Below are 23,478 nucleotides of genomic sequence, written 5' to 3' on the forward strand. Positions count from 1 at the left end.
GTTAAATTTCTATTTTACATCAACATATTGGTAAATCATTATGGCAGGAATTGTGTTAATGGATAGAGAATATAGTGAGAAGAATAATTAGTGTTGATGTGAGGAGGGAAGGCGATGAGCTTTTGCTGTGGAGCTAGCATGATTGGAACGAAGGGTACTTTAAAGCATTACCGGACACGGATTCATAATGTGCCGATTTTGTTTTGCCCCGTGTGTCACCGTATTGAAGTACACTACTTAGTGGAGAACGAATACGAAATTTTGGCCGAATATGCGCACGGCGATGGAGCATCCGAAGTCGATTTCCATGATTACGTGGACGAGTCGGACAAAGCCCTTCACGAAAATTGCGTCAACAATGAGGAAGAGGACCCGATGCAAATCGTGCAAAGCCAGATCGATATGTCTCTCGATTTGCTCACATTTGCCAAGGAAATCAGCGACACGGAATGGGAACAGCAGCTAAAGAAACGTCTTATCGTCTTGAGCCAAAGGCGTCATAAGCTGAAATTGAAACGAACGCCAGGGGGCACAATCTGAGCCTGTAGCTGGTTTAGCATAGGATGGAAATGAATCGAGGACTGCCTTTAAGTAGATCTCTTCTGCTTAGAGCGGTTCTTTTCTTTTTGTTTAATAAGTTTACATCGGTACCCCCTCAAAAATGAGGAGCTATCCGAATGTTATGATTGTGGGGTGAGCGCGTGCTACTCGTACTTTGGAAGAAGTGGCTGAATTCATCAAGCAAGAAGGTCCAAGCCTCGGATACTGGAGTTATGCCGGAGCATCTGGTGGAGCGAATCCACAACGGGGAACAAGAGCTACGAAATGAACTGATACGTCAGTATCATCCATATATATTAAAAACAACAAGCCGCTTTTTTCATCGGTACATCGATCCTAAGCAGGATGACGCATATAGCGTGGCTTTAGCTGCCTTCGACGAGGCGATTACCGGATTTTCTCCAGAGGGAGGCAGGCAGTTTTTGGGTTTCGCAGAAACAGTCATAAACCGACGGCTCATTGACTTCGTTCGTCAAGAGAGTAGACATGCTTCTGTCGTTCCTTACAGCGCATTTGAATTAGAGGCTGAAGACGGCGGCAACTCGATTAATCGGGTTGAGGATGCACAGGCGATGGAAGCCTACAATAAGCAACGAACAGCCGACGATCGCAAAGCTGAAATTGCCGCACTAACAGAAGAAATGGCTCTGTATGGTATTACATTCGGAGATTTAGTCGAGCATGCTCCCCGTCATCAAGATTCGAGAAGCATGTTAATGCGGATGGGGAGAAGGCTCGCTAGCGAGGAGAGGCTGTTTCGCTTTCTTCATGAGAAACGACAGCTGCCCATTAAAGAGCTGTGCGAAGCGGAGGCAGTTTCGAGAAAGACAGCTGAGCGTCATCGCAAATATTTGATCGCAATAAGCTTGATCGCTTATGGGACTTATCCTTTTTTGCAGGAATATATCGGTTTGGATCATTACGGAAAGGGGGGAACATCATGAAACGCGGAACGATTATGGCGATTGAGAAAAAGACTGTCGTCTTATTGACGGCAGAGGGGCAATTTATTCGAGTTAAGAAACAAGCGCACTTCGAGATTGGTGAGGAAATTACTGATTACGAGTCTGTCCGCGCAATACCTCGTATCCGTCAGCGTATGTTACAGACCGGTGTGTTCGGTGCCGCGTTACTGCTGATCATAATCTGTTTCCTGATGCTTCGAACACCCCCAGTTGTTGCCTACGTAACGATGGATGTTAATCCGAGTATAGAGCTTGGCTTAGATGCCCGAGAAAAGGTTCGACAGCTCCGAGCGTTAAATGAAGATGCAGACGCTATTGTTACAGGGGTGAAATACCGGGGACGTGATCTGGAGACGGTGATGAATGAGCTCGCTCATAAATTGGTAGATAAGCATATGCTGACCTCGGATGACGGGGAAATTGTTATAGCAAGCGTGCCCATTAAGCCGGTAGCAGAGCAATGGGAAAAACAAGTTACACAGACAATGACGCGAGTTCTAGATGAGGTAACGAAGCAGGAAGATTTAGAAGGTGCCAGTAAGCTAGAGGTGACAACTGTTTCTTTGCCTGTTGAAGTTAGGAATGAGGCTGAGGCGAATGGGGTTTCATCTGGTAAAATGGCCTTCTGGCTCATATCGGAAAGCCAGGGACATGAATTATCGTTGGAAACCTTAAAGAAGGATTCACTTAAGAAAATTGCTGCCTCTTGGGGAGGCGTCAATAAGGTGATGAGCCCGCATGAGAAAAAGAAGGAAAAGAAGCAGGATGATAAGAAAGACAATATAGACAAAAATAAAATAGATAAGAAGGACAATAAGGAAAACAAAAACGATAAGGACAAGAGAAATAATAGAGATAAGATTAAAAGAGATGAGAAAGACCAAATTAAGGGCGATAAGAAAGACGAGATAGACAAGAGTAATAAAAACAAAAACGACAAGCGTGAGAAAGATAAGAAAGAAAAGAGAGACAAAAGGAACAAAAACAATATCGATAAGCAAGAAAAGTGGAAGAAGCTTCTTGATGAAGCTAAGCAAAAGAATAAGTCTGAGAAGAGCTCTCCATCAGAGAATCGGCATCACTCCGGCAAAGAACACAAGCCATACAAAGAAAACAAAGAAGGCAAAAAACATAAAAGAGATAAAGAAAAACAGAATGATGATAGATCAAATCGCCGGGAATAACTAGCATTCAGCATAGACCAGCAGACCTATTCATTGTTCGCCATTGATCGACAACATCTCCCGTTGACAGTATTACTAATTAATGGCTATGATTTGATCACTGCTATTGTGACAGGCCTAGTAATAGGGGGATGTTTGTATGTATGGGTGGAAAACGAATTATTTTCCAGTACTTGCCGAATTTGTTCGTAATGGTGGACCAATTGTTCGTCCAGAAACCAAAAAATTGTGGCAAGAGGTCAGTCAATTACCAGTTGACGACATTCTAGAGCATCATGAAGAGAGCGTAAAGTTTTTACTTTCCTGCGCCGAGCCTGAAGACCGGATGACTTTCGTTCATCGGTCTCTTTTGTTTATCACAGAACTGCTCATTTCCTTACGCTTACCGGAAGGAAGCGCGGCAAGGGAGGAGGCTGACACAGATCCGCTTTTCCTAAGCGCAAGCGCAATCCATACGGCGCCGATGGAGGAAGAGCATCCCAATAAATTCGAGACCGTTCTCCAGCATATGGATACCGGTGTCGCACTGTTCGATACAGCTGGAAACCTAAGGTTCCTAAATGTTCAGATGTCCAGAATGCTGCAGGCACCAAGAAAATCTTTAATTGGCTGTACGCTCTATCAGCTCTTTTTCCACGGTAATCTTCAGCTATCTATTCGTAAAAACTTTTTGAGAATTTACAGAGAAATGTTGTTGTATCGGAAATTTCACGGTGAATTTCAGGGTGTGAACGGTCGATTCCTCCTCGTTAGCATATCTCAGATTGAAGAATTGGACGGAGATTATCTGATTAGTGTGAAGGATGTTTCGGAATACAAACAAATCGAACAGACTGCCTTTCAGAATGATAAGCTAGCGATGCTTGGCAAGATTGCCGCGGCGATAGCGCATGAAATTCGTAATCCATTAACTTCAATCCGAGGCTTTATCCAGTTATTACATCCTTTTCTGAAGGAGGTTGGAAAACAGGAGTATGGTCGTATCATTCTCTCAGAAATTGATCGAGCCAACGATATTATTTATGAATTCCTTAACTCTTCTAAGCCATCGGCTCCAATGAAGCAGAAGGTTCTTGTTGGACTTCTGATTAAAGAATCGGTGTTGCTTTCGGAAAGCGAAGCGCTGATGAAAGGCTGCGAGCTATATAGCGAGGTTTTTGATCTTACTTTAACGGTTTCTGTAGACGTGAAGCAAATCAAGCAAGTACTGCTAAACATTATGAAAAATGCTATGGATGCTATTTATGAGGTTAATGGTGAACGAAGAGGACGTATCGATATTACAGCAAAGCGTGAAGGTAAATATGCTCTTATTTCGATCAGGGATAATGGTAAAGGAATGGAGAGGGCGACCTTAAATCGGCTGTTCGATCCCTTTTTTACGACCAAAGATGAGGGGACTGGCCTTGGTTTGTCCGTTAGCTATCGGATCATTGTCAATCATGGTGGCACGATTCATGTTGATAGCCAGTTAAACGAAGGAACGGAATTTTTAATTTATTTGCCTTTTGCCGAGGGGAAAGAGTAGAATCTGGTTTAAGAACGAGATTTCTCTTAGGGTGGGACAAACCTCATGTTATGGACAGATTGGTCATTGAAGTGGACGACAACCGTCTCAAGGTCTGAAAATGCTCAGAATTCGGCTGAGTTAGTTATTGTATTCATCAATCAGGAAGAGATTGATGACAATCGGGAGCTATTGCATCCTGAGCTTGATAAGGCGCTACGGGACAGTGCTGAACGGGGTGTTTTTCAAGGGAAAGCAGGACATACGCTTTGGCTTTCTACTCTTGGATTAATTCCTGAGAGATATGTAGTATTTGTTGGACACGAGTCCTCGTCTCATGCCTCCAAAGCGTTACGAAATGCAATGGGTAGCTTAGGTGAAAAATTATTGAAGTATCAAATAAAAAAAGCTGTCTTTATCGTGCCTTCGAGCTTATACTCGGCAGAGCATCAATTTAAGACGTCTGCAAGCGCTTTAATGGAGGGCTTGCTGCTGGGACTATACCGAAGGAACAGCCTTTCGACATCGGGGAGAGCTACATCCTCTCTCGAAGAGGTCCAATTTGTTCTTAATTCAGAAGCGAGTGTCCGTGTTTGGGATGAAGGGCTGCAGCAAGGGCTCCAGATTGCTAATGGAGTGTGTTATGCGCGAGAGTTGACTAATGAACCGGCTAATCGGCTTACGCCAGAGCAACTGGGAGAAGAAGCGCGATTGCTTGCTGAGCAGTATGGATTAGAATATCGAATCTATGATGAGAAGGATGCGGTGCAAGAAGGAATGGGTGGTTTACTGGCCGTCGGTCAAGGAAGTGTAAATCCACCCAGAATGATTGTTATCCATCATAGAGGCTCGCCAGATTCGAAGATGACGCTCGGGATTATTGGTAAAGGAGTTACCTTCGATACGGGTGGTATCTCTCTTAAGAAGGCAGCAGGCATGGAGGAGATGATCTCCGACATGGGAGGTGCGGCCGCGGTTATGGGGGTTATGCGAGCGGTCGGAGAATTGAAGCCTGCTCTTAATATCGTAGCGGTCATTCCTGCGGCTGAGAATATGCCCTCTGGCAGCTCTTATAAGCCAGGAGATGTCATACGTACCTATAGTGGGAGAACGGTTGAGGTGCTGAATACGGATGCCGAAGGTAGAATTGTTTTGGCAGATGGATTAACGACTGCTATACGCCAAGGAGCGACAAGGCTAATAGATGTTGCAACCTTGACGGGTGCAGTCATGCATGCTCTGGGGGATTTAACGACAGGAGCGCTCTCCAATGAGGAGACGATGCTGCAGGATTTTCTTCAGTCTGCTCATATTGCAGGAGAATATGTATGGCCGTTACCTTCGCATCCAGAGTATCAACGCTTACTTAAGAGCGACGTAGCGGATTTGAAAAATCATGGCGGTTCATGGGCTGGTGCAATAGCTGGTGGATTATTCGTTGGCACATTCGCTGAGCAATATCCTTGGATTCACTTGGATATCGGGGGAACAGCCTGGATGTGGGAAGACAGGGGCTTCGAAAGCAAAGGTGGAACAGGTGTGATGGTTCGATCTCTGCTTGAATATATTCGGAGTGAGTCTAGTAAGGTGAATTAGGCTAAGGATTTTGGAACAACATGGGGGAACGATTGATGAGCAGTTTTTTCAGAGAGTTTAAGCAAACGCTTGCAATCCGTCAGAGCGAATCGGTAAATCGGAGAGCTTTACGTATTTCGCTAATTGAGGGTATACCTGCGAATATTTTAGCCAATTTGTTAGGTGGCCCTCTTCAAACCGTCTATTTAACTTATTTAGGTTTTACGGCTTTTCATATCGGTTTAGTATTGGCGATTCCCCCGTTTGCACTGCTTGTCCAGTTATTCATTGCGTTCGCCATGCAGAAATGGCATAATCGCCGATTTTTTGCAGCTCTGTTCGGCATCATGCATCGAACCTTGTGGGTTGGCACCGGGTTAATTCCCCTCACCTTTACAGAGGATACATGGATTCCAATATACATTGCTTTATGGCTAAGCTCTATGGTCTTTGCGCAGGCAGGTGGCGTTATTTGGACTTCACTAATGGCAGACGTCGTTCCAACCTCAATAAGAGGTAAATATTTTGGTATTCGGAATATGATTCATTGGGCCGTCGTATGTCTCACTTTGTTGATTGGCGGTCAGATTATGGAATGGCTTCCGGGGACTAGCGGCTTCGTCGTGTTGTTCTCCGTTAGTGCAGCTTGCGTTATCTGGAACGGATGGGCGTTATCCCAATACCCAAATCCTCCATTTCAGCCATCGCAGAGTGGTCAATCTTTTCGGATGTTATTCAGTCCTTTCAAAGACAGGAAGTTTCTTTCGGCTACGCTGTTTATTTCCGTATTTATTCTTATGATGAATATCGTTATCCCGCTTTTTTCCTATGTCATGCTGAAAATTATTAATCTAAGTACTAGCAAAGTAACGTTAATTATTATGCTGCAAAATTTAGTTATGATGATCAGTTATTATTATTGGGGTGTGTTAAACAGCAAGTACTCAACGAATAAGCTGCTATTGTGGACCTTCCCAATCATTGCGGCTTCTTGCGCGGTGTGGGCGGGAATGGCCATCCTACCTGTGATGCTTATGCTAATTATCGTACATGTTCTATTAGGCTTTGGCTTCGCCGGATATAATCTACTTGTTTTTAATTTTCTAATAGGAGATTCACCGAAGTCTGAGAGGCCGATGTACATTGCGGTATTCTCTGCGTTAACGGGTGTAGCGGGATTCATTGGTCCAATAGCGGGCGGCTGGCTTTACGATCAAGCCAAAGATGGACCGCTATGGATACAGACTTACGGGCTAACTACGTTTGCAGGTTTGGGTTTATTAATTTTAGCGCTAGTTCTGGCTCCGTTTGTATTTAAGAGTCGGCATGCATCATCTCCGCTTCGTTAGGTGAAGATCAGCTTGACAAAGATAACTGTAACTTGTATTATTACAGTACGGATCTGACATAAACGTTCTTTCGCCAACCTAGTAGTGGCGGTTTATGTCTAACTCAAATGTAAGGGATTTTGTTACAGTTTTGCGTGTATTATATTTTCCGGTTAGGTGGTGTAGAAGATGAAGGTTGAAGTTAGCGATTGGGTTCAAGCAACAACGAAAAACGGGGAATTCATTCATGGCTTTGTTGATGCGGTTGATGAGCAGCAAGGGATAGCTAACATATTCGTTGTCAATTCGGATAATGAGGAATCAGTGGGGAAACCAGTTGCGGTGCGAGAAAGATTGCTAAGAAAGCTGCCTGCGTATGTATTTGAGGATACTGATGCCATTCAAAGTCTAATTGATATTGCGTTATCGACTAAGGATGAGCAGTGGTTTAACGAGCTTTCCGAGAAGTGGAAGGACCTTCAACAAAGTAGAAGCAAGGAAGAAAGTCGTCCGGCTGTCTATCCATCTTCTACGAATCGTATCAACTATCCGGTATGGAATAGTGGTCGTAACAGGATATAAATAGGATTTGAACGTATCAAGTATCCGGTATGGAATAGTGGTCGTAACAGGATATAAATAGGAATTGAAAGTATCTCGGTATGTAAAGTAGTCGTAGTCGTAACGGGATGTAAACAGGATTTTGGCGTAAAAATGGTGGTGCAGTGGGTTTTGAAGTTTCGCCTTAGAATGGACATTGGAAAACCTTTGGGTTAAACCGGTGAAGCTCTAGGGGCACTTCAATATCCCCCGCACCGCCTTTTTTGTTGATGGTCGGTTACTATCTTCTCGAGCAATTATGGACAACCAATGAAATGTTTAAATGCTTGAGTATATTTCTTTTGCTGATTGTCCTACTTCGTTATAATAAGTACATAAGATGGTACCTTACTACTCCTTAGAGGGAAAAGTATACGACAGCGGAAGAGAAGTATACGACTCGAAGAGGTTATAGCGCTGGAGTAATTAATCAAGAGTTCAGCCAAGCAGGTACCTACATGAAAGATGAGGTGTTGGATTTGGAATTAATTGTTACGCCTGCCGCGCTTTCATGCTTTAAAAGGGAATGGGGATTTAGCGAGGGTGAAGTCATCCGGATATTCGTTCGTTATGTAAGCGGCGGAGAAGTGCCTTTTGCTTTTGGGATTACAAGAGATACTCCCCATGATGCAGCAGTTACAACCGTTGCGGAGCATCTTACCTTTTACATGGAAAGTAAGGATGTATGGTTTCTAGAAGGCAAGAGCCTGAAGCTTGATTGCAAGGGCGAGGAGCTTATATTCGATTTTGCGTGAGACTGTGATTGACTACTGTCTTGAAAGCCTCGGCTAATGGGCACAGTTGTAATAGAGGTAGCAAAGATAAACGGTTTGTTGTAAACTAATAATCATTATGTTCGAAAACCGCACATGCAGCAGAGAAAAGGAGATTTACGAATATGACAGTACACAACCAGACGAATCATTGCAAGATCGTGGATTGCACTATCCGCGATGGTGGACTCGTTAACAATTGGGATTTCAGCGTTGAGTTCGTGCAGGATTTGTACGAGTCTTTAAACGCAGCAGGCGTTGAATACATGGAAATCGGCTACAAGAACTCCCCTAAGCTTTTGAAGAGCGAAGGAACTGAGGGACCGTGGAGATTTCTTGATGATGATTTCCTACGCACAGTTATTAAAGAAAAGAAAAAAACGAAGCTTTCTGCACTAGTTGATGTAGGTCGTGTAGATGAGGCAGATGTGTTATTGAGAAGCGACTCTATGCTGGACTTGATTCGTGTTGCTTGCTACGCAAGGGACACAGCTAAGGCTATTGAGCTTGCGACATTGTTCCATGAGCGTGGATATGAAACAACGATCAACATTATGGCATTGTCCGGCGTTATGGATAACGAGCTGAATGAAGCATTGTCCATGATTAACGAGAGCCCGATTGATGTTGTATACATCGTTGACTCCTTCGGAAGCCTGGATCCAGACGATATGCGTTTCTTGGTTGAGAAATTCCGTCGCGCGTTGAAGAACAAGCGTTTAGGCGTTCATACTCACAATAATCTGCAGCTGGCGTTTGCTAACACCTTAACTGCAGCGCAATTGGGTGTAGAATTTTTGGATGCTTCCGTATACGGAATGGGCCGCGCTGCGGGGAACACGCCTACTGAGCTGCTGCTAGCTAAGCTTACTCGTCCAGAGTACAGCCTTCGCCCGGTGCTTGGCATGATTGAGAAGCACATGATTAAGCTTCGTGAGAAGGAAGAGTGGGGATATCTTATTCCCGACATGATTACGGGCACGTTGGATGAGCACCCACGCTCCGCGATGGGATGGCGCGCATCCGATAAACGTGACGAGTTCACGGAATTCTATGACAAAATGACAACTCCGGAAGTTTTTCACGGTAAATAAGCAACTGATTTAACGTATAAAGAAGCTGCCCCATAAGTGATTATGAGCAGCTTCTTTGCTGTTGCCGCTAGTTGAGCAGAAGGCCAGCCCTCTCGCGCCCACGGATCCCTTATCACCTCATCCAGCCCGTAAAAATTAACAATAGAGAACCCACAGTTCACTAACAGCCCATCCGGCCCGAAAAATGTAACAATAGAGAACCCACGGTTCACTAACAGCCCAACACCCCACTCCAGCACGCAGCCTTTTCAGCCACAAACCGAGTGCCTTTCTGCTCCAAATGCTCACTTTATGCCCAATAAACACTCCAAAATCAATTATTACTCGACAAATTTCATTCTTTAGGCTATTGTCTTGTCAAAAGATGGAATAAAAGGAGGGTGATGTGATGGAAGAGTTCAGGCGAGCTGAACGATTACAAAACTTGATTTCCAGTATTAGAAGTCGCAAAATCCCTTCTCCACTAACGCCGGAGCACTCATGGCTTCCAGCGTTAGATGAAGAAATTGCGGCAATATCGGAGGCTCAGCTAGCTCAGGGGTATCCAGACGGTGTTTTGTCTGCCCAAGCCTGGAAGGCTGCACTTTATCTATGGAATGACAGTCTTGATGCTGCACATAAGCTAGTTGAGCATCTGGAGACTCCGACTGGAGCGGCTTTACATGGCATGATGCATAGACGAGAGGGAGATTTTGATAATGCTCAATATTGGTTCCATCGCGCTGGGCATCATCCGGCATTCCACACCCTACAGTCTAGAGCGACTGATTTCTTGAGTAAGCAATTCATTCCTCGGGTGCCGATGGCTGAGGTATTTCATCAGATTGCCTCACAAGGAAGCTGGAATCCCTATTTGTTTAATAACGCGATTGCTATTCAAGAAAACCGTATAGGGGGAGAGGAAACCCGAACGTTACTTGAGCATCTGCAGCAGCTGGAGCTTGATGCGTTTATCCGTTTTCTCGAGGGAAGAATCGCATTAAGCACCTTTAGCTTTAGTATGAGTTAGTCTCTGTTAATAGGCTTACTAAGCTTCTGCTCACTAGCCGTCTTCTTGCTAAACATCTTTTTACTAGGCCACCAATTATTTTCTCCAAGCAAGAAAGCGAACGCAGGCACAATTAAAGTCATGAACAGAGTCGCGTAGAGAAGTAACCCGATGAAGGCACCTACTCCAATCTGTACCAATGTATTAATACCTGATAAACTGAGCGCGCCAAAGGATGCTGCCATAATAATAGCTGCTGAGCCAATGACACCGCCAGTTGATTTCATAGCTCTATTCATAGCCAGCGATGCTCCCCCAGCTTGATATTCTTCTTTGAAACGAGCCATTAAGAAGATGCTATAATCGACTCCCAGAGCCACGGTAATAAGGAATATAAAGAAAGATACCGTCCATGAAAGTCCTTCTAGTCCCAACACCTTCACGAACAACAACTCCATGATACCCATCGTAATCAAATAGTTAAAGCCTAGCGACAGCATGACATACAAAGGCGCAATAATAGAACGTAGTAAAAGCATAAGAACGAGTGTAATTCCAACGAGCATTAAGATTCCAGTACGAAGGAAATCACGATACGATATGCTACGCAACTCGTTGTATTTTGCCGAGATTCCGGTAACGAATATTTCAGGGTTAACAAGCGCCGTCGAACTCAGACTTTCACGTAGCTTCTGCGTAATGGCAGGTATAGTGTCCAAAGCATTTTTGGAATAAGGGTTTGCTGATAAAATAAGCTCGATTTTAGTCGTTAATCCATCTTGCGAGATATAGTAGTTCAGCGCTTGTTCGTGAGACTTGGCTGCGGCTCGCTGAGCGGCTAATTGTTCCTCTGTTTTCGCAGGTGGAGGGGTAGCGCGTTTAAGCCCACCAAGCTGGGATTCAATGAGCCTTACTAACCCTTTTTGCATTTTACTAATAGCTGGTAAAACACCGAGTAAACCCTGGCTTAAAGGAACCGCTCCGAGTGCTAATTCTTGCAGTCCTTCTACTAATGCCTGCTGATCTTTCATAACGGATTTTATGATTGAATCGACATTTAATTTATTAAGCTGACCAGAAACCGTTAGACTCTCTGGCTTATGCCCAAGCGGACGAACGGCACTTCGAACACTTTCTACTCCATCTATTGTCGTAAGATCCGAGCTTGCTTGCTCAAGCGCTGCAAGTCCTGAGGTGGTACGCATGGAGCTCGTGGAGGTAATAACCATAGTTGCTGGGAACACTTCCCCAGAGCTGTATGCCTTCTCAACCTGCCGAAGACCGATAACGGCGTCTATGTCCGGATTAATTTCGGAAATATCATCGAATGTACGTTTCCCATCGAACAGTAATGTCAGCGGTGATAGGAATATAACGGCGGTAAACAGAACGATAACGGAACGTTTAGCAGCCAAGGAGGCGAAAAAGCTCCAAAGCCGCGACTCTCTATTTGTAGGCGACTTCTTCAGGTTAATAGACCAAGAGATGGATTTTCCGAAAAGGAGCAGCAGGACAGGGACGAGTGTCATTGCTACGGTTACTGTCACTATAATGCCGATGGCGACACCTACAGCAGATTGGTACAAGCCAAACTCAGCGAATCCGATAAGAAGAAAAGCGACCAAAATTGTACTCGCGGAGGAAATAATTGTTTTTCCTACTCCATACATCATTCGGGATATAGCTGCAACTGGATTGGCGTCGCCGCCGGAGAGAAGCTCCTCTCGATATCTCTGAATCATGAGAATACAATAGTCGGTGCCTGCTCCGAATAAGACGGCAATGAGGAACGATTCGGTGAAATGACTGACAGGCATGCCGAAATGTGTAGCTAATCCAATTAAGGCTCGCGAAATAATTAGACTGATTCCTATAGTAAGCAGAGGAATAATCGGCGTAATTGGTGAACGAAATACGAATAGTAAAATAATGAGAACTAAGCCGATTGTCAGTATTTCAGTTCGATGTAAGCCGGATTCGGAGGATTGCTGAAAAGCCTGCGAAAGAGGCGCATTCCCTGTTAATGTTGCGAATGTTCCGCTAGGGGCGCTATCAAGCATTTGTTGCATTAGATTTAATGTTATTTTTGTTTCATCATTAAAGTCGGGTTTAGGTAAATTGATGATTGCCAGCAACGAAGAGCCATCTTTACTTAGTAGCCGTTGGGCTAGCTCTGGATGTGTTTGGGTGGAAAGTACACTTGTAATATTAAGCTCAGCTTTGCGGGAATCTAATTGCTCAAGCAGATCGCTCATCCAGACTTTGTCGGACTCCAGTAAGCCTTCATTACGGGTAAGCAAAATAATAGCTTCAGTGAGAGACTGAGCTGAAGAATGAATATTTTGTAACAGATGTGTGGCTTTCACAGATTCAGCATTAGCTGGCAAAAATTTCTGTTCTGTTTTCCGAACAATACTTTGTAAATCAGGCAACGCAAAAAAGGAGAGGGCAGCAACTGCAATCCAGCATGCGAGAATAGCCCACCGTAGCTTGGATAACCGAGCTATCCATCGATCCATGTTGTACCTCCGACTGTCCATTTCAATAAAAAATAGTTCAACCACAATAATGACTTATTGTGGAGGGCGATAAGTCACATATTGTGATTAAAGGCTATCTACTAACGTTTCCCGCTATTAAGTGGCTGCTCGTATCCTTGCAATGGACCGTCTCCCCGGATAGCAGCGGCGTGATGCTGTGGATTTGGATGGAAAAAAGCTCTCCCGTCCATTTTACGTCCCTCAATTGTTGCTGTTTGTACAGATACGCCTATTTCATCTGATTCCGCGAACTTATTTAGAAGCGCTTCATCGCTTAGTCCTTCTACATCAATAAACCAAAGTCGTGAGCCATATTCTGAAACAATCATCAATTTAGCGCTAGAGAAGCTGAGATTCCAAACTTCTGATCCTTGTGAAATGACCAGCTCTGATAATTCGAATGTTTCCACTTGTGAACCAATCCCTTCCTACCGATATTACAATTGTACCGTTATACTCGAAAGGGTTGCAAATAGATATTGTACAAGGGAGGACAGCTTATGCACAAACATAAGATTTCTAATTCTGTTCTTCCGCTAGGGGACCATGCATTTTTGCTTCGCTGGAATGAGCCAGTTACTAGTGCTGCAACTTTAGCAGCCATAGCACAGGCTATCGGACAGCTTGGTTTGGCATGGCTGCAAGAGATAGTACCGGCCTACCGAACGATCGCTTTTTATATAAGGCATTTGACAATTTCACCAGAGCAAGCGGCTGAAGAGCTGCTATATGCATTAGATTTAATAGAGGTGCAACAGCTTCCTCCACCACGGCAAATAGAGCTCCCGGTCGTCTACGGCGGAAAACAGGGGCCTGATCTTGCAGATTGTGCTAGGAGAAGCGGGATATCTATAGAACAATTCGTAGAGCGGCATTCAAAGGAAGCGTATATCGTCGCTATGCTAGGATTTGCACCGGGCTTTCCCTACTTAAGCGGTTTGGATGAAGCTTTAGCGCAGCCACGTCATGGAAGCCCCCGCCTGAAGGTGCTAGCAGGGTCTGTAGGCATCGCGGGTAAGCAGACAGGGGTTTATTCAGTTACGTCCCCGGGAGGCTGGCAGATCATCGGTAGGACGGCAAGAGCATTGTTTGAACCGACTGAGACGGCGCCTTTTCTTCTATCTCCGGGGGATATCGTGAGATTTGTTCCTGTTGAAGCGCATGAGGATGCTCAGCCAAACAAGCAGGCAACTATAAAAGATTTTCCAACTACCCCTGTAATTACTGTATTGAAACCGGGATTGCTAACGACGGTTCAAGATCGTGGCAGAAGGGGATGGCAAGCCTTCGGAGTATCGGTAGGAGGCGCTATGGATGATGTCGCCATGAGGGCGGCTAACCTACTGATTGGTAATAACGAAGATGAAGCCGTTCTGGAAATGACCTTGAGTGGAGGCAGTTATCTTTTCGAACGTAATAGTCTTATTTCTCTTTGCGGTGCGGATCTCGGGGCTTCCGTGAATGGCGAACGAATACCGATGAATAGACCTGTGTTTGTGAGTAAAGGTGCAACTTTATTTTTTAAGGGAGCTATATCGGGGTGCAGAAGTTACCTAGCGATAGCGGGCGGGATTGACGTGCCTTATTTGTTAGGGAGTCGCAGTACGGATTCCAGAGCGCAGATGGGTGGGGGCTTCGGCAGGGGGCTGCAGGAGGGAGATACACTAGGCTCCTTATATCCTTCCAAACGGGCGTTCAAGCTTCAAACGTTATTACAAGAGAAGGCAGAGGCAAGCGATGCTTGTTGGAGCTCAACAGGCTGGAGCGTGAATACAATTGGATGGCATGAAGGAGACACATACATAAAAAGTCCGTCTCTTCGTGCGCGTACAATCACTTTAAGAGTTCTTTTAGGAGCTGAATGGGAAGATTTTTCTTTGGAGTCACAACAAGTTTTATTCCGTAAGCCGTTTCGAGTGGAGCCTTCCTCTGATCGTATGGGGGTTCGAATAGCTGGAGAAGCTTTGCAAAGGAAAAATCACGAGGAGCTTGAATCACACGGAGTAGTTCCAGGGACAATTCAGGTTCCGCCAAGCGGGCAGCCGATTATTCTTGGTGTTGCCTGTCAGCCAACCGGAGGCTATCCCAAAATGGCCCATGTTATTAGCGTAGACTTAAGACTTCTTGCGCAAACCCTGCCTGGTGATTGGATCAAGTTTGAACTTACTGATAGTCAAACAGCTGAACAAGAGCTAAGGAAACGTGAGCGAGAGCTTGCGGTTATGAAGGCAGGGTTGTTGGCCCAACAACACATATAATTAAGGGGTTTGAGAGAGATGACAGCTATAGATTTGAACGCGGACTTGGGTGAAGGGTACGATGTTTATGAATGGGGATCAGACGATATTATATTGAACTATGTGTCTTCCGCTAATATCGCTTGCGGTTTTCATGCAGGGGATCCCCATACGATGCGTAAAGCTGTGGAAAGCTGCTTGAAGCTAGGAGTAGCAATTGGAGCGCATCCTGGGCTACCTGATCGGTTAGGGTTCGGACGCAGGGAAATGAGTGTTACACCTGAGGAAGCTGCAGATTTCGTGCTTTATCAAGTGGGAGCGCTTCAAGCCTATGTGAAAGCAGCAGGTGGAAGCCTCCAGCATGTTAAATTGCATGGAGCCTTGTATCATATGGCTGCTAAGGATGAGCGATTAGCCAATGCCATAGTCAAATGCATTTCTCAGCTGGATCCCACTTTACTGCTCTATGGACCACATGGTAGTCAATTGGAAGTAGCTGCTAAAGTTAAAGGGATTCGTTTTATATCAGAAGGCTTTGCGGACCGTGTTTATTTACCGGATGGTAGCTTAATGCCACGAAGTCAACCGGATGCTGTAATCGTCGAAACGGAAAATGTAGTTAATCAGGCGATTTCTCTTGCGTCAGCAGGTAAGTTTGAAACCTTATGTTTTCATGGGGATACACCGAAGGCACGAGAGCACGCCCAACAAATTGTCGAAAGAATGAAAAAATATGGTATTAACATACAACCTTTGGTTAAAGTCTAGACGAATTTTGTCGAAAACTTGTCGATTAATAAACAATGCAGCAGGAAACTGACTATTCATGTGGAAAATATAGAGAGGATCATAGAGTCTTTCTACCTAGAATAGGTATATCGTCGGAGGCGTAGTAATGTCGATTAATCGCACCGAAGTGAAAACCATGTGGATGGTTATCGCTGCTACATTGGTATTTAGTGGAATTCATTGGGGAAACGATTGGTTTGAACAGATATTTGTTCATATAAGCCGTCAAGCTGCACATACGATTCTCGAGTCGTTGGCCTTTGCAATCTGTTTTGCCATATTAATATTAGGTTGGATGATATTCGTTCGTACTTTATGCAGGCAACGTCTCATGACTGCCGCTTTGTTTACGGGAATTGGATTGTTGAGCTTATTGCATACGATCAGCGCTCCGGGCATGCCATTATATGATCCAAATGTAGGAGATACTCCGAGCATTCTTCTCAACTGGATATCACAATGGTTAGGTGCGATCGGTCTATTACTAGTCTTTTCATCAGTAAATCGGCTTGTTAAGCCTCAAGCACGTCTTTATGCGATTATTCCTGTTATTTTCGTTGTCACAATGGTGGCTTATTTTGTTTTCACAGCAGACCATTGGGATAAATCGATAATAGACAGATTAGCCCCTATTCAACAATGGTCTACCCTTCTCCTCTATGGTGCAGCTATATGCATCATCCTTTATCGCAATCGTATTGAAAGACCCGAATCCATGCTGACTATCGTACAAGCACTTGTTTGGCTCTATTTCGCCAGAGCCGAGGAGTCCTTTGGGACCGGTACGGATTCCCTTCAAAGTCTGTTCGCGGACGGCTTTAAGCTAGTAGGTTATTATTTCCTGTTGAAGGGTATTTATTTTGTACTCATAGAAGAACCATACAAACGGCATAAGAAAACAGAAGCCCGAATTAATTATTTGGCCTACCACGATGAGCTGACGTCGTTGCCTAATCGACGTTTGTTTGCGGAGCGGGTTAAGGCCGAAATGACGCGAGCAGAGCATAAAGGGAGTCGTTTCGCGCTTTTATGGCTGGACGTAGATAGATTCAAGACGATTAATGATTCTATGGGGCATTCGTTTGGTGATCGTCTGCTAATTGCCATTGCCCAACGATTGAGCAAATTTTCTACTAAGCCAGAAAATGTGTTTCGCTTAGGTGGAGACGAATTTACTATACTTATAAGTGATATTGGCGGGGTGAAGGAAGCCGAAGAGGCAGCCCAACGGCTAGTAGATGCATTCGAGCATCCGATTAAAATTGGTCCCTCTGGATTCCATATTACTAGCAGCGTTGGTATGGTGTTATTTCCTGACGATGGAAATTCACTGGACATCTTGCTCCAGAATGCCGATACAGCTATGTATAGTGCCAAAGAATCGGGAAACAGCTGGAAAAGATACGCCGTTCAAATGAATTTCAAGGCCAAAGAAAAGCTGCTTTTGGAAAACGATTTGCGCATCGCGCTTGAGCTGGGACAGTTTCATCTGGCCTATCAGCCATTGGTTGATCTGGAGCATGAGTATTTGGTCGGAGCAGAGGCACTGCTTAGGTGGAGCCACCCTCAGAAGGGAGAAATTCCTCCGTCTGAATTCATCCCTCTATGTGAGGAAAATGGCTTTATTTTGCCCCTTGGGGAATGGGTTCTTCGTCAAGCGTGTCTCCAAATGAAGGATTGGCAGAACAAAGGCTATTCTCCGATTATTATGTCCGTTAATCTCTCGATTCGGCAATTCCGTCAGCATGATCTATGCGAGCGCATTGAGAAGGTGCTGCTGGAGACGGGGCTGGCTCCACAGTGGCTGGAGCTCGAAATTACGGAGAGTATTATGGCTGATGTTACATTCGCTACAGAGATGCTTGAGAGGCTTAAGAAGCTAGGCGTTCGAATTAGTATTGATGACTTCGGCACAGGCTATAGCTCCCTATATTACTTAAAAAGATTCCCGATCGACAAGCTCAAGATTGACCGTTCATTCGTTAATGATGTATTGACCGATCGTAATGATGCGGCTATCGTATCCGGCATATCGGCTATGGCACGTAACCTGAATCTGACCGTAACGGCTGAGGGAGTAGAGAGCGCTGGCCAAGTAGCCTTCCTTAAGGAGCTCAAGTGTCAGGAAGCGCAGGGATATTTCTTCTCCCGCCCTGTGTCCCCTGAGAAATTCATCCCTTTGTTCGAATTGGATAAAGATAAGAAAAAGAGTGCAGTTAGCTTTTAGTTTGTTAGACTACTCAGTATCCGGCCGGCGTAGCTGCTGATGGAGTTGTAAGATAAATTCGAGTATCTCCACCAAATGAGCTATAAGTGGAACCCTGTTGTGCGACAAATTCGAGTATCTCCACCAAATGAGCAATAAGCAGAACCAGTTGTAAGACAAATTCGAGCATCTCCACCAAATGAGCAATAAGCAGAACCCAGTTGTAAGACAAATTCGAGTATCTCCACCAAATGAGCAATAAGCAGAACCCAGTTGTAAGACAAATTCGAGTATCTCCACCAAATGAGCAATAAGCGGAACCCTGTTGTAAGACAAATTCGAGTATCTCCGCCAATTAGTCCGCTGTCAACGGCTTGCAGTCTCCCGAACCGTGGTTTTATAGCAAATATCCCGCTGTGAGCGGCTTGCAGTCCACCGAAGCTAGGTTTTAGAGTAAATAGACCGTTGTGAGCGGCTTGCAGTCCACCGAAGCTAGGTTTTAGAGTAAATAGTCCGCTGTGAGCGGCTTAAAGCTCGCCAAACCTCGGATTCTGAGCAAATAGTCGGCTGTGAGCGGCTTAAAGCTCGCCGAGACTCGGATTCTGAGCAAATAGTCCGCTGTGAGCGGCTTAAAGCTCGTCGAGACTCGGATTCTGAGCAAATAGTCCGCTGTGAGCGGCTTAAAGCTCGCCGAGACTCGGATTCTGAGCAAATAGTCCGCTGTGAGCGGCTTAAAGCTCGCCGAGACTCGGATTCTGAGTAAATAGTCCGCTGTGAGCGGCTTAAAGCTCGCCGAGACTCGGTTTTAGGGAAAATAGACCGTTGTGAGCGGCTTAAAGCTCGCCGAACCTCGGATTCTGAGTAAATAGTCCGCTGTGAGCGGCTTAAAGCTCGCCGAGACTCGGATTCTGAGCAAATAGTCGGCTGTGAGCGGCTTAAAGCTCGCCGAACCTCGGATTCTGAGTAAATAGTCCGCTGTGAGCGGCTTAAAGCTCGCCGAACCTCGGATTTTGAGCAAATAGTCCGGTGTGAGCGGCTTAAAGCTCGCCGAGACTCGGATTCTGAGCAAAGCGGCTTACAGCCATCACTCCATACGAGCCGCCGCTCCAGCCGCAACAACGACATAGCAAAAAGGCAGAATCCAACTACGCAAGCATAGTTGGATTCTGCCTTTTCACATAATAAAGCTTAAGCGTTCGCTAGCTCCGCACGAGCTAGAACCGCGGCTTCAGCCATACGTTTCAGAGCTTCGATTGTTTCTGGCTCACCGCGAGTTTTCAGACCGCAGTCAGGGTTAACCCACAAGCGGTCAGCCGGTACTACTGCGAGAGAATCGCGGATAACAGCAAGCATTGTTTCTGTTTCTGGTACAACAGGGCTGTGAATGTCGTAAACCCCAAGACCAATACCGTTAGCATACGGTTGATGCTCAAGAGCATGGATTAAGGAGCCATGGCTTCTTGAAGTTTCAAGAGAGATAACGTCAGCATCCATTGCTTCTACAGCACCAATGATCTCATGGTAGTCGCAATAGCACATGTGCGTATGAATTTGAGTTTCGTCACGAACACCTGCAACACTACGGCGGAAGGCGTTAACCGACCACTCTAAGTACTCTGGCCATTCCCGGTGCTTAAGAGGTGCAATTTCACGAAGTGCAGGCTCATCAACCTGGATCATACCAATGCCAGCAGCCTCTAAACGCAATACTTCCGCATCAAGCGCGCGAGCGATTTGATCTGCGATTTCCTTAGGGGAAATATCGTCGCGGTAGAATGACCATGCAAGCATAGTAATTGGACCAGTAAGCATACCTTTAACTGGGCGATCAGTTAAGGATTGAGCGTACAGTGTGTCTTCGAGAGTCATTGCACCGCGGTCCATAACGTCTCCGTAAATAACAGGAGGCTTAACGCAACGTGAGCCGTAGGATTGAACCCAGCCGTTAGTCGTGAAGTGATAGCCATCCAGCAAGTGGGCAAAATGCTCAACCATGTCCGTACGCTCAAACTCACCATGAACAAGGACATCAATACCGTATTCCTCTTGACGACGTATCCACAGCTCGGTACGTTCTTGGAGCAATTGACGGTAAGCATCATCGCTCAGCTTGCCGCGACGCCATTCCAGCCGTGCTTTACGAATGTCCGCTGTTTGTGGAAGACTTCCAATCGTCGTTGTAGGGAGAAGAGGAAGCTTGAAACGTGAAAGCTGCAATGCATGACGTTCCGCGAAAGGAGAGCGTTCAGCGATGCTTTCTTCGCTTGAGCCTTGAGCTGCTGCACGATGACGAGCAGGATGACTACGAAGCGCTGCTAATGCGATACGGTTTTCTTCTAGGCGAGCAGGCAATGCTGTAGCTGCTCCACCATTCAAGCGAGCTTCCAACGCTTCGCTTAGTGCTACAACTTCTTCCAGCTTCTGGTCAGCGAATGCCAAAGCACCACGTACAACTGCATCGCCGCTAACTTCTACATTCACCGATACTGGGGAGTGTAGCAAGCTGGATGAAGGCTGAATGATCAGCTGTTCTGCTGGAATAAGAGAAGCTAATTCTTCAAGCAGGCCGAGAGCTTGATCTGGATCAACGCGCCAGATGCTGCGTCCGTTAACAACGCCGGCTCCGAGCTTCTTGCCTTTAGTCCAACCGAATTTCTTGATAGCATCTAAGTTATCAATTTTGCCCCGAACAAAGTCTAGTCCAATTCCATCGACTGGAAGGGAGAAGACAGCTTCAGGATGCTCAACCGCTCCAAAATACGTTTGCAGGTGAATAAGCAGCTTTGGATTAGAGGATTTCAGAGCGCCGTAGATCTCAGTGAGCAACGCCAAATGCTCTTCAGGAACATCGGTAACGAGCGAAGGCTCATCAATCTGAACCCAGCCAGCTCCTGCTTTAGCCAATTCCTCAAGCACAGTATTGTAAGCAGGGATAAACGAACGAACGAGCTCCGCAAAATTCTCGGAAGACACGCCTTTAGCCAATCGAACTAAAGTGTAAGGCCCGATAAGTACGGGACGAGTGAGTAATCCAGCTTCGCGTTTTGCTTCTGTAAAAGCATCCAACCAAGGATTGAATACAAGCTTTGGCTTTGGTTGTCCAGCAAGCTCAGGCACAAGGTAATGATAGTTTGTATCAAACCATTTTGTCATTTCGCATGCTGGTGCACCCTCGATGCCACGAGCCATTGCAAAATAAACAGCCAATGAATCGTTGGCACCCAAATGACGGAATCTGTCAGGAATTAAATCAAAGGCAGCAACGTGGTCGAGTACGGAATCGTACAATGTGAAATCACCGGATGGTACCCATGCAACGCCAGATTTTTTCTGTCTGAGTAATCTACGGATACGTAATTCCCGAATTTCTTTTTGAAAGCTTTCTTCGTCACGCTTACCGCCCCAGAATTCCTCAAGTAGCTTTTTCCATTCACGGTTTTCGCCGATACGTGGGTAGCCTACACCTGCTGTCGAGATTATTGCCATTGCAGTGTCCACATCCTTCAATTTTTTTCAACCTTTTTGCCAAACGCTTAGAATAAGCGGCTCTCGCCGCCCGGGGGATGGAGGATGAACGTTTATGTCGCAGGTTATTCAGAACGAACATGGTGTAACTTTGGATCTGAATAATCAAAAAAGCATGTTTCCCCTTTTTTATGGATAGATAAAAAAGGCAAACATGCTTGTGCATAATGCATTACATGCGCCGGATCATCCCTATCTACCGTAGGTTCCTTGGCTTTCCAAAACAATGGCAGGTATCTCTGGCTACGAATGATTAGCTAATCATTCGATACAGTGGCGGGACCGCGTCGGAATTGCACCGACTTCCCTATTAAGTCGCACACCGCTTGCTTGAGCTATTGCTACTAAGCAAACTGCGACGCCGTTGTTTCTACGTATGAGGTTGTTACATTAACTATACAGGATTTTTCGTCTAATATCTATACATTTTTGTGAATAAAAATTCAAATTATTAAAAAACCCTCAGAGCTAAAGAATAAACGCTCGGAGGGTTGGTAATCTTTTGTTCTACAGGTCGCCCCAATTTAAGTTGGATGATTTACTGTAGTTCGTAACCTTTTGCTCGAAGAAATCTGTTTTCATACCATTCATATTACTAAAGCTCTCTACCCAACGCATAGGATGCTCCGTAATTTCCGGATATAGAATTTCTAAACCAAGCATTTTAAGACGCTCATTGGACAAATATTTGATGTAGCTATCAATGATATCAGCTGTTAGACCGGGGATTTCGTTGTTCGTAATGGATTGGCCCCAAGAGATTTCTGTTTCTACAGCTGTTTTCATCATTTGACGCAGTTCCTCAATGAACTCGGCAGTGAACAATTCTGGATTTTCCTTACGGATTTCCCGGAAAATATTTTGGAACAACGCCAAGTGTGTCAATTCATCGCGCTGGATGTATTTGATTTCTGACACGGTTCCGAGCATCTTGCCTTGTCGGCCTAAAGCGTAGAAGAAGCTAAAGCCGCTATAGAAATAAATGCCTTCTAGAATGTAGTTGGCCATAATGGTTTTGAGCAGATTGCGGTGGGAGGAGTCGGCAATGAAATTCTCATATAGATCGGTAATGAACCTATTACGAGCTAGTAGCCTCTCATCATTACGCCATAGATTATAAATTTCATCACGCGCTTCCGCTGAGCAGACGCTATCTAGAATATAGCTGTAGCTCTGACTATGAACGGCCTCCTGAAAGGTCTGAACCGTAAGGCATAGATTTACTTCAGGAGCGGTGACATACTCATTTACGTTTGGTAAGTTCGCTGTTTGAAGCGAATCAAGAAAAATAAGGAAACTGATGATACGGTCGTAGCTTTTGCGTTCCGCTTCGGATAACAGCTTATAATCCTTTGCGTCTTGAGCAAGAGGAATTTCCTCGGGTATCCAGAAATTGTTCATCATCGTACGGTACATTTTCGTAGCCCATTCATATTTCACGTTGTTGAGCTCAATCAGGTTAGTGGTGTTTCCTCCAATAATCCGGCGTTTTCCCCAGTCCTGATCACCATGCTCGTTAAACAGCTTTTTCCGTTGCAATTGCTCATCCATTTCCCTAGTTCCTCCTGTTCATATCAAGCAGCGCATTGCGCAAATTCATTTTCTC

General features: G+C 45.2%; 19 protein-coding genes and 1 riboswitch. Of the genes, 13 read left to right on the forward strand and 6 right to left on the reverse strand.

Annotated features, from left to right (window positions below; all coding sequences use genetic code 11):
* The first annotated feature begins 114 nt into the window (after positions 1–114).
* From KCTCHS21_RS07705 to KCTCHS21_RS07745, 9 genes are all read left to right on the forward strand, one after another.
* On the forward strand, positions 115–540 hold the full coding sequence (locus KCTCHS21_RS07705; protein ID WP_130606496.1) for a hypothetical protein: 426 nt from the start codon (positions 115–117) through the stop codon (positions 538–540).
* 161 nt (positions 541–701) lie between these two features.
* The gene (gene sigI / locus KCTCHS21_RS07710) at positions 702–1,505 is read left to right on the forward strand and encodes an RNA polymerase sigma factor SigI (RefSeq protein ID WP_130606498.1); all 804 of its coding nucleotides are present in this window, start codon (positions 702–704) and stop codon (positions 1,503–1,505) included.
* On the forward strand, positions 1,502–2,710 hold the full coding sequence (locus KCTCHS21_RS07715) for an anti-sigma factor domain-containing protein (RefSeq protein WP_130606500.1): 1,209 nt from the start codon (positions 1,502–1,504) through the stop codon (positions 2,708–2,710). The genes sigI and KCTCHS21_RS07715 overlap by 4 nt, the downstream gene beginning before the upstream one ends.
* Positions 2,711–2,849: 139 nt before the next feature.
* On the forward strand, positions 2,850–4,238 hold the full coding sequence (locus tag KCTCHS21_RS07720; protein ID WP_130606501.1) for an ATP-binding protein: 1,389 nt from the start codon (positions 2,850–2,852) through the stop codon (positions 4,236–4,238).
* 45 nt (positions 4,239–4,283) lie between these two features.
* On the forward strand, positions 4,284–5,813 hold the full coding sequence (locus tag KCTCHS21_RS07725) for a leucyl aminopeptidase (protein WP_130606503.1): 1,530 nt from the start codon (positions 4,284–4,286) through the stop codon (positions 5,811–5,813).
* Between the two features lie 35 nt (positions 5,814–5,848).
* Positions 5,849–7,141 (forward strand): MFS transporter, encoded by a 1,293-nt coding sequence (locus tag KCTCHS21_RS07730; protein WP_130606505.1) that lies wholly within the window; start codon positions 5,849–5,851, stop codon positions 7,139–7,141.
* Between the two features lie 168 nt (positions 7,142–7,309).
* Positions 7,310–7,702: a hypothetical protein gene (locus KCTCHS21_RS07735; protein ID WP_130606507.1), complete on the forward strand. Its 393-nt coding sequence runs from the start codon at positions 7,310–7,312 to the stop codon at positions 7,700–7,702.
* Between the two features lie 476 nt (positions 7,703–8,178).
* Positions 8,179–8,475 carry a HesB/YadR/YfhF family protein gene (locus KCTCHS21_RS07740; RefSeq protein ID WP_232058116.1) on the forward strand — a complete coding sequence of 99 codons (297 nt, stop codon included), beginning with the start codon at positions 8,179–8,181 and terminating at the stop codon, positions 8,473–8,475.
* A 143-nt stretch (positions 8,476–8,618) separates the two neighbouring features.
* A complete protein-coding gene (locus KCTCHS21_RS07745; RefSeq protein WP_130606508.1) occupies positions 8,619–9,587 on the forward strand; it encodes an aldolase catalytic domain-containing protein in 969 nt (322 codons plus the stop codon).
* On the opposite strand, the gene KCTCHS21_RS07750 is transcribed toward KCTCHS21_RS07745, so the two are convergent.
* Entirely contained in the window at positions 9,575–9,826 is a 252-nt protein-coding gene (locus tag KCTCHS21_RS07750) for a hypothetical protein (RefSeq protein WP_130606510.1), read from the reverse strand. The genes KCTCHS21_RS07745 and KCTCHS21_RS07750 overlap by 13 nt on opposite strands.
* Before the next feature lie 149 nt (positions 9,827–9,975).
* Here KCTCHS21_RS07750 and KCTCHS21_RS07755 point away from each other — a divergent pair, with 149 nt between their 5' ends.
* Positions 9,976–10,596, forward strand: a complete 621-nt coding sequence (locus KCTCHS21_RS07755) for a hypothetical protein (protein WP_130606512.1) — start codon at positions 9,976–9,978, stop codon at positions 10,594–10,596.
* On the opposite strand, the gene KCTCHS21_RS07760 is transcribed toward KCTCHS21_RS07755, so the two are convergent.
* The gene (locus KCTCHS21_RS07760) at positions 10,593–13,094 is read right to left on the reverse strand and encodes an MMPL family transporter (protein ID WP_162309294.1); all 2,502 of its coding nucleotides are present in this window, start codon (positions 13,092–13,094) and stop codon (positions 10,593–10,595) included. The two genes, KCTCHS21_RS07755 and KCTCHS21_RS07760, sit on opposite strands and share 4 nt — an antisense overlap.
* Before the next feature lie 101 nt (positions 13,095–13,195).
* Positions 13,196–13,525: a hypothetical protein gene (locus KCTCHS21_RS07765; protein WP_130606516.1), complete on the reverse strand. Its 330-nt coding sequence runs from the start codon at positions 13,523–13,525 to the stop codon at positions 13,196–13,198.
* Between the two features lie 90 nt (positions 13,526–13,615).
* Here KCTCHS21_RS07765 and pxpB point away from each other — a divergent pair, with 90 nt between their 5' ends.
* From pxpB to KCTCHS21_RS07780, 3 genes are all read left to right on the forward strand, one after another.
* Positions 13,616–15,373, forward strand: a complete 1,758-nt coding sequence (pxpB, locus tag KCTCHS21_RS07770) for a 5-oxoprolinase subunit PxpB (protein ID WP_130606518.1) — start codon at positions 13,616–13,618, stop codon at positions 15,371–15,373.
* 18 nt (positions 15,374–15,391) lie between these two features.
* Positions 15,392–16,120, forward strand: a complete 729-nt coding sequence (locus KCTCHS21_RS07775; RefSeq protein ID WP_130606520.1) for a LamB/YcsF family protein — start codon at positions 15,392–15,394, stop codon at positions 16,118–16,120.
* A 127-nt stretch (positions 16,121–16,247) separates the two neighbouring features.
* Complete coding sequence (locus KCTCHS21_RS07780; protein WP_130606522.1) at positions 16,248–18,368, forward strand: putative bifunctional diguanylate cyclase/phosphodiesterase; 2,121 nt, start codon at positions 16,248–16,250, stop codon at positions 18,366–18,368.
* A 13-nt stretch (positions 18,369–18,381) separates the two neighbouring features.
* On the opposite strand, the gene KCTCHS21_RS07785 is transcribed toward KCTCHS21_RS07780, so the two are convergent.
* The 3 genes from KCTCHS21_RS07785 to KCTCHS21_RS07795 all read right to left on the reverse strand — a co-directional run bounded on the left by KCTCHS21_RS07785 (position 18,382) and on the right by KCTCHS21_RS07795 (position 23,423).
* The gene (locus tag KCTCHS21_RS07785) at positions 18,382–18,579 is read right to left on the reverse strand and encodes a hypothetical protein (RefSeq protein ID WP_130606524.1); all 198 of its coding nucleotides are present in this window, start codon (positions 18,577–18,579) and stop codon (positions 18,382–18,384) included.
* 956 nt (positions 18,580–19,535) lie between these two features.
* Entirely contained in the window at positions 19,536–21,845 is a 2,310-nt protein-coding gene (gene metE, locus KCTCHS21_RS07790; RefSeq protein WP_331872315.1) for a 5-methyltetrahydropteroyltriglutamate--homocysteine S-methyltransferase, read from the reverse strand.
* 238 nt (positions 21,846–22,083) lie between these two features.
* Positions 22,084–22,214: riboswitch (cobalamin riboswitch) on the reverse strand.
* Positions 22,215–22,379: 165 nt separating this feature from the next.
* Positions 22,380–23,423: a ribonucleotide-diphosphate reductase subunit beta gene (locus KCTCHS21_RS07795; RefSeq protein WP_130606525.1), complete on the reverse strand. Its 1,044-nt coding sequence runs from the start codon at positions 23,421–23,423 to the stop codon at positions 22,380–22,382.
* Positions 23,424–23,478: the final 55 nt, after the last annotated feature.

Origin of the sequence: Cohnella abietis, assembly GCF_004295585.1 — a bacterium.
GTDB classification, from domain to species: Bacteria; Bacillota; Bacilli; order Paenibacillales; family Paenibacillaceae; genus Cohnella; species Cohnella abietis.

Excerpts from the sequence above, each read along its gene's own strand:
- KCTCHS21_RS07725 (WP_130606503.1), top strand. The coding sequence starts at position 4,284 with ATGTTATGGACAGATTGGTCATTGAAGTGGACGACAACCGTCTCAAGG.
- KCTCHS21_RS07730 (WP_130606505.1), top strand. The coding sequence starts at position 5,849 with ATGAGCAGTTTTTTCAGAGAGTTTAAGCAAACGCTTGCAATCCGTCAG.
- KCTCHS21_RS07795 (WP_130606525.1), bottom strand. The coding sequence starts at position 23,423 with ATGGATGAGCAATTGCAACGGAAAAAGCTGTTTAACGAGCATGGTGAT.
- KCTCHS21_RS07775 (WP_130606520.1), top strand. The coding sequence starts at position 15,392 with ATGACAGCTATAGATTTGAACGCGGACTTGGGTGAAGGGTACGATGTT.
- KCTCHS21_RS07755 (WP_130606512.1), top strand. The coding sequence starts at position 9,976 with ATGGAAGAGTTCAGGCGAGCTGAACGATTACAAAACTTGATTTCCAGT.
- KCTCHS21_RS07735 (WP_130606507.1), top strand. The coding sequence starts at position 7,310 with ATGAAGGTTGAAGTTAGCGATTGGGTTCAAGCAACAACGAAAAACGGG.
- KCTCHS21_RS07780 (WP_130606522.1), top strand. The coding sequence starts at position 16,248 with ATGTCGATTAATCGCACCGAAGTGAAAACCATGTGGATGGTTATCGCT.
- KCTCHS21_RS07760 (WP_162309294.1), bottom strand. The coding sequence starts at position 13,094 with ATGGATCGATGGATAGCTCGGTTATCCAAGCTACGGTGGGCTATTCTC.
- KCTCHS21_RS07715 (WP_130606500.1), top strand. The coding sequence starts at position 1,502 with ATGAAACGCGGAACGATTATGGCGATTGAGAAAAAGACTGTCGTCTTA.
- KCTCHS21_RS07745 (WP_130606508.1), top strand. The coding sequence starts at position 8,619 with ATGACAGTACACAACCAGACGAATCATTGCAAGATCGTGGATTGCACT.
- pxpB (WP_130606518.1), top strand. The coding sequence starts at position 13,616 with ATGCACAAACATAAGATTTCTAATTCTGTTCTTCCGCTAGGGGACCAT.
- KCTCHS21_RS07740 (WP_232058116.1), top strand. The coding sequence starts at position 8,179 with ATGAAAGATGAGGTGTTGGATTTGGAATTAATTGTTACGCCTGCCGCG.
- KCTCHS21_RS07705 (WP_130606496.1), top strand. The coding sequence starts at position 115 with ATGAGCTTTTGCTGTGGAGCTAGCATGATTGGAACGAAGGGTACTTTA.
- KCTCHS21_RS07720 (WP_130606501.1), top strand. The coding sequence starts at position 2,850 with ATGTATGGGTGGAAAACGAATTATTTTCCAGTACTTGCCGAATTTGTT.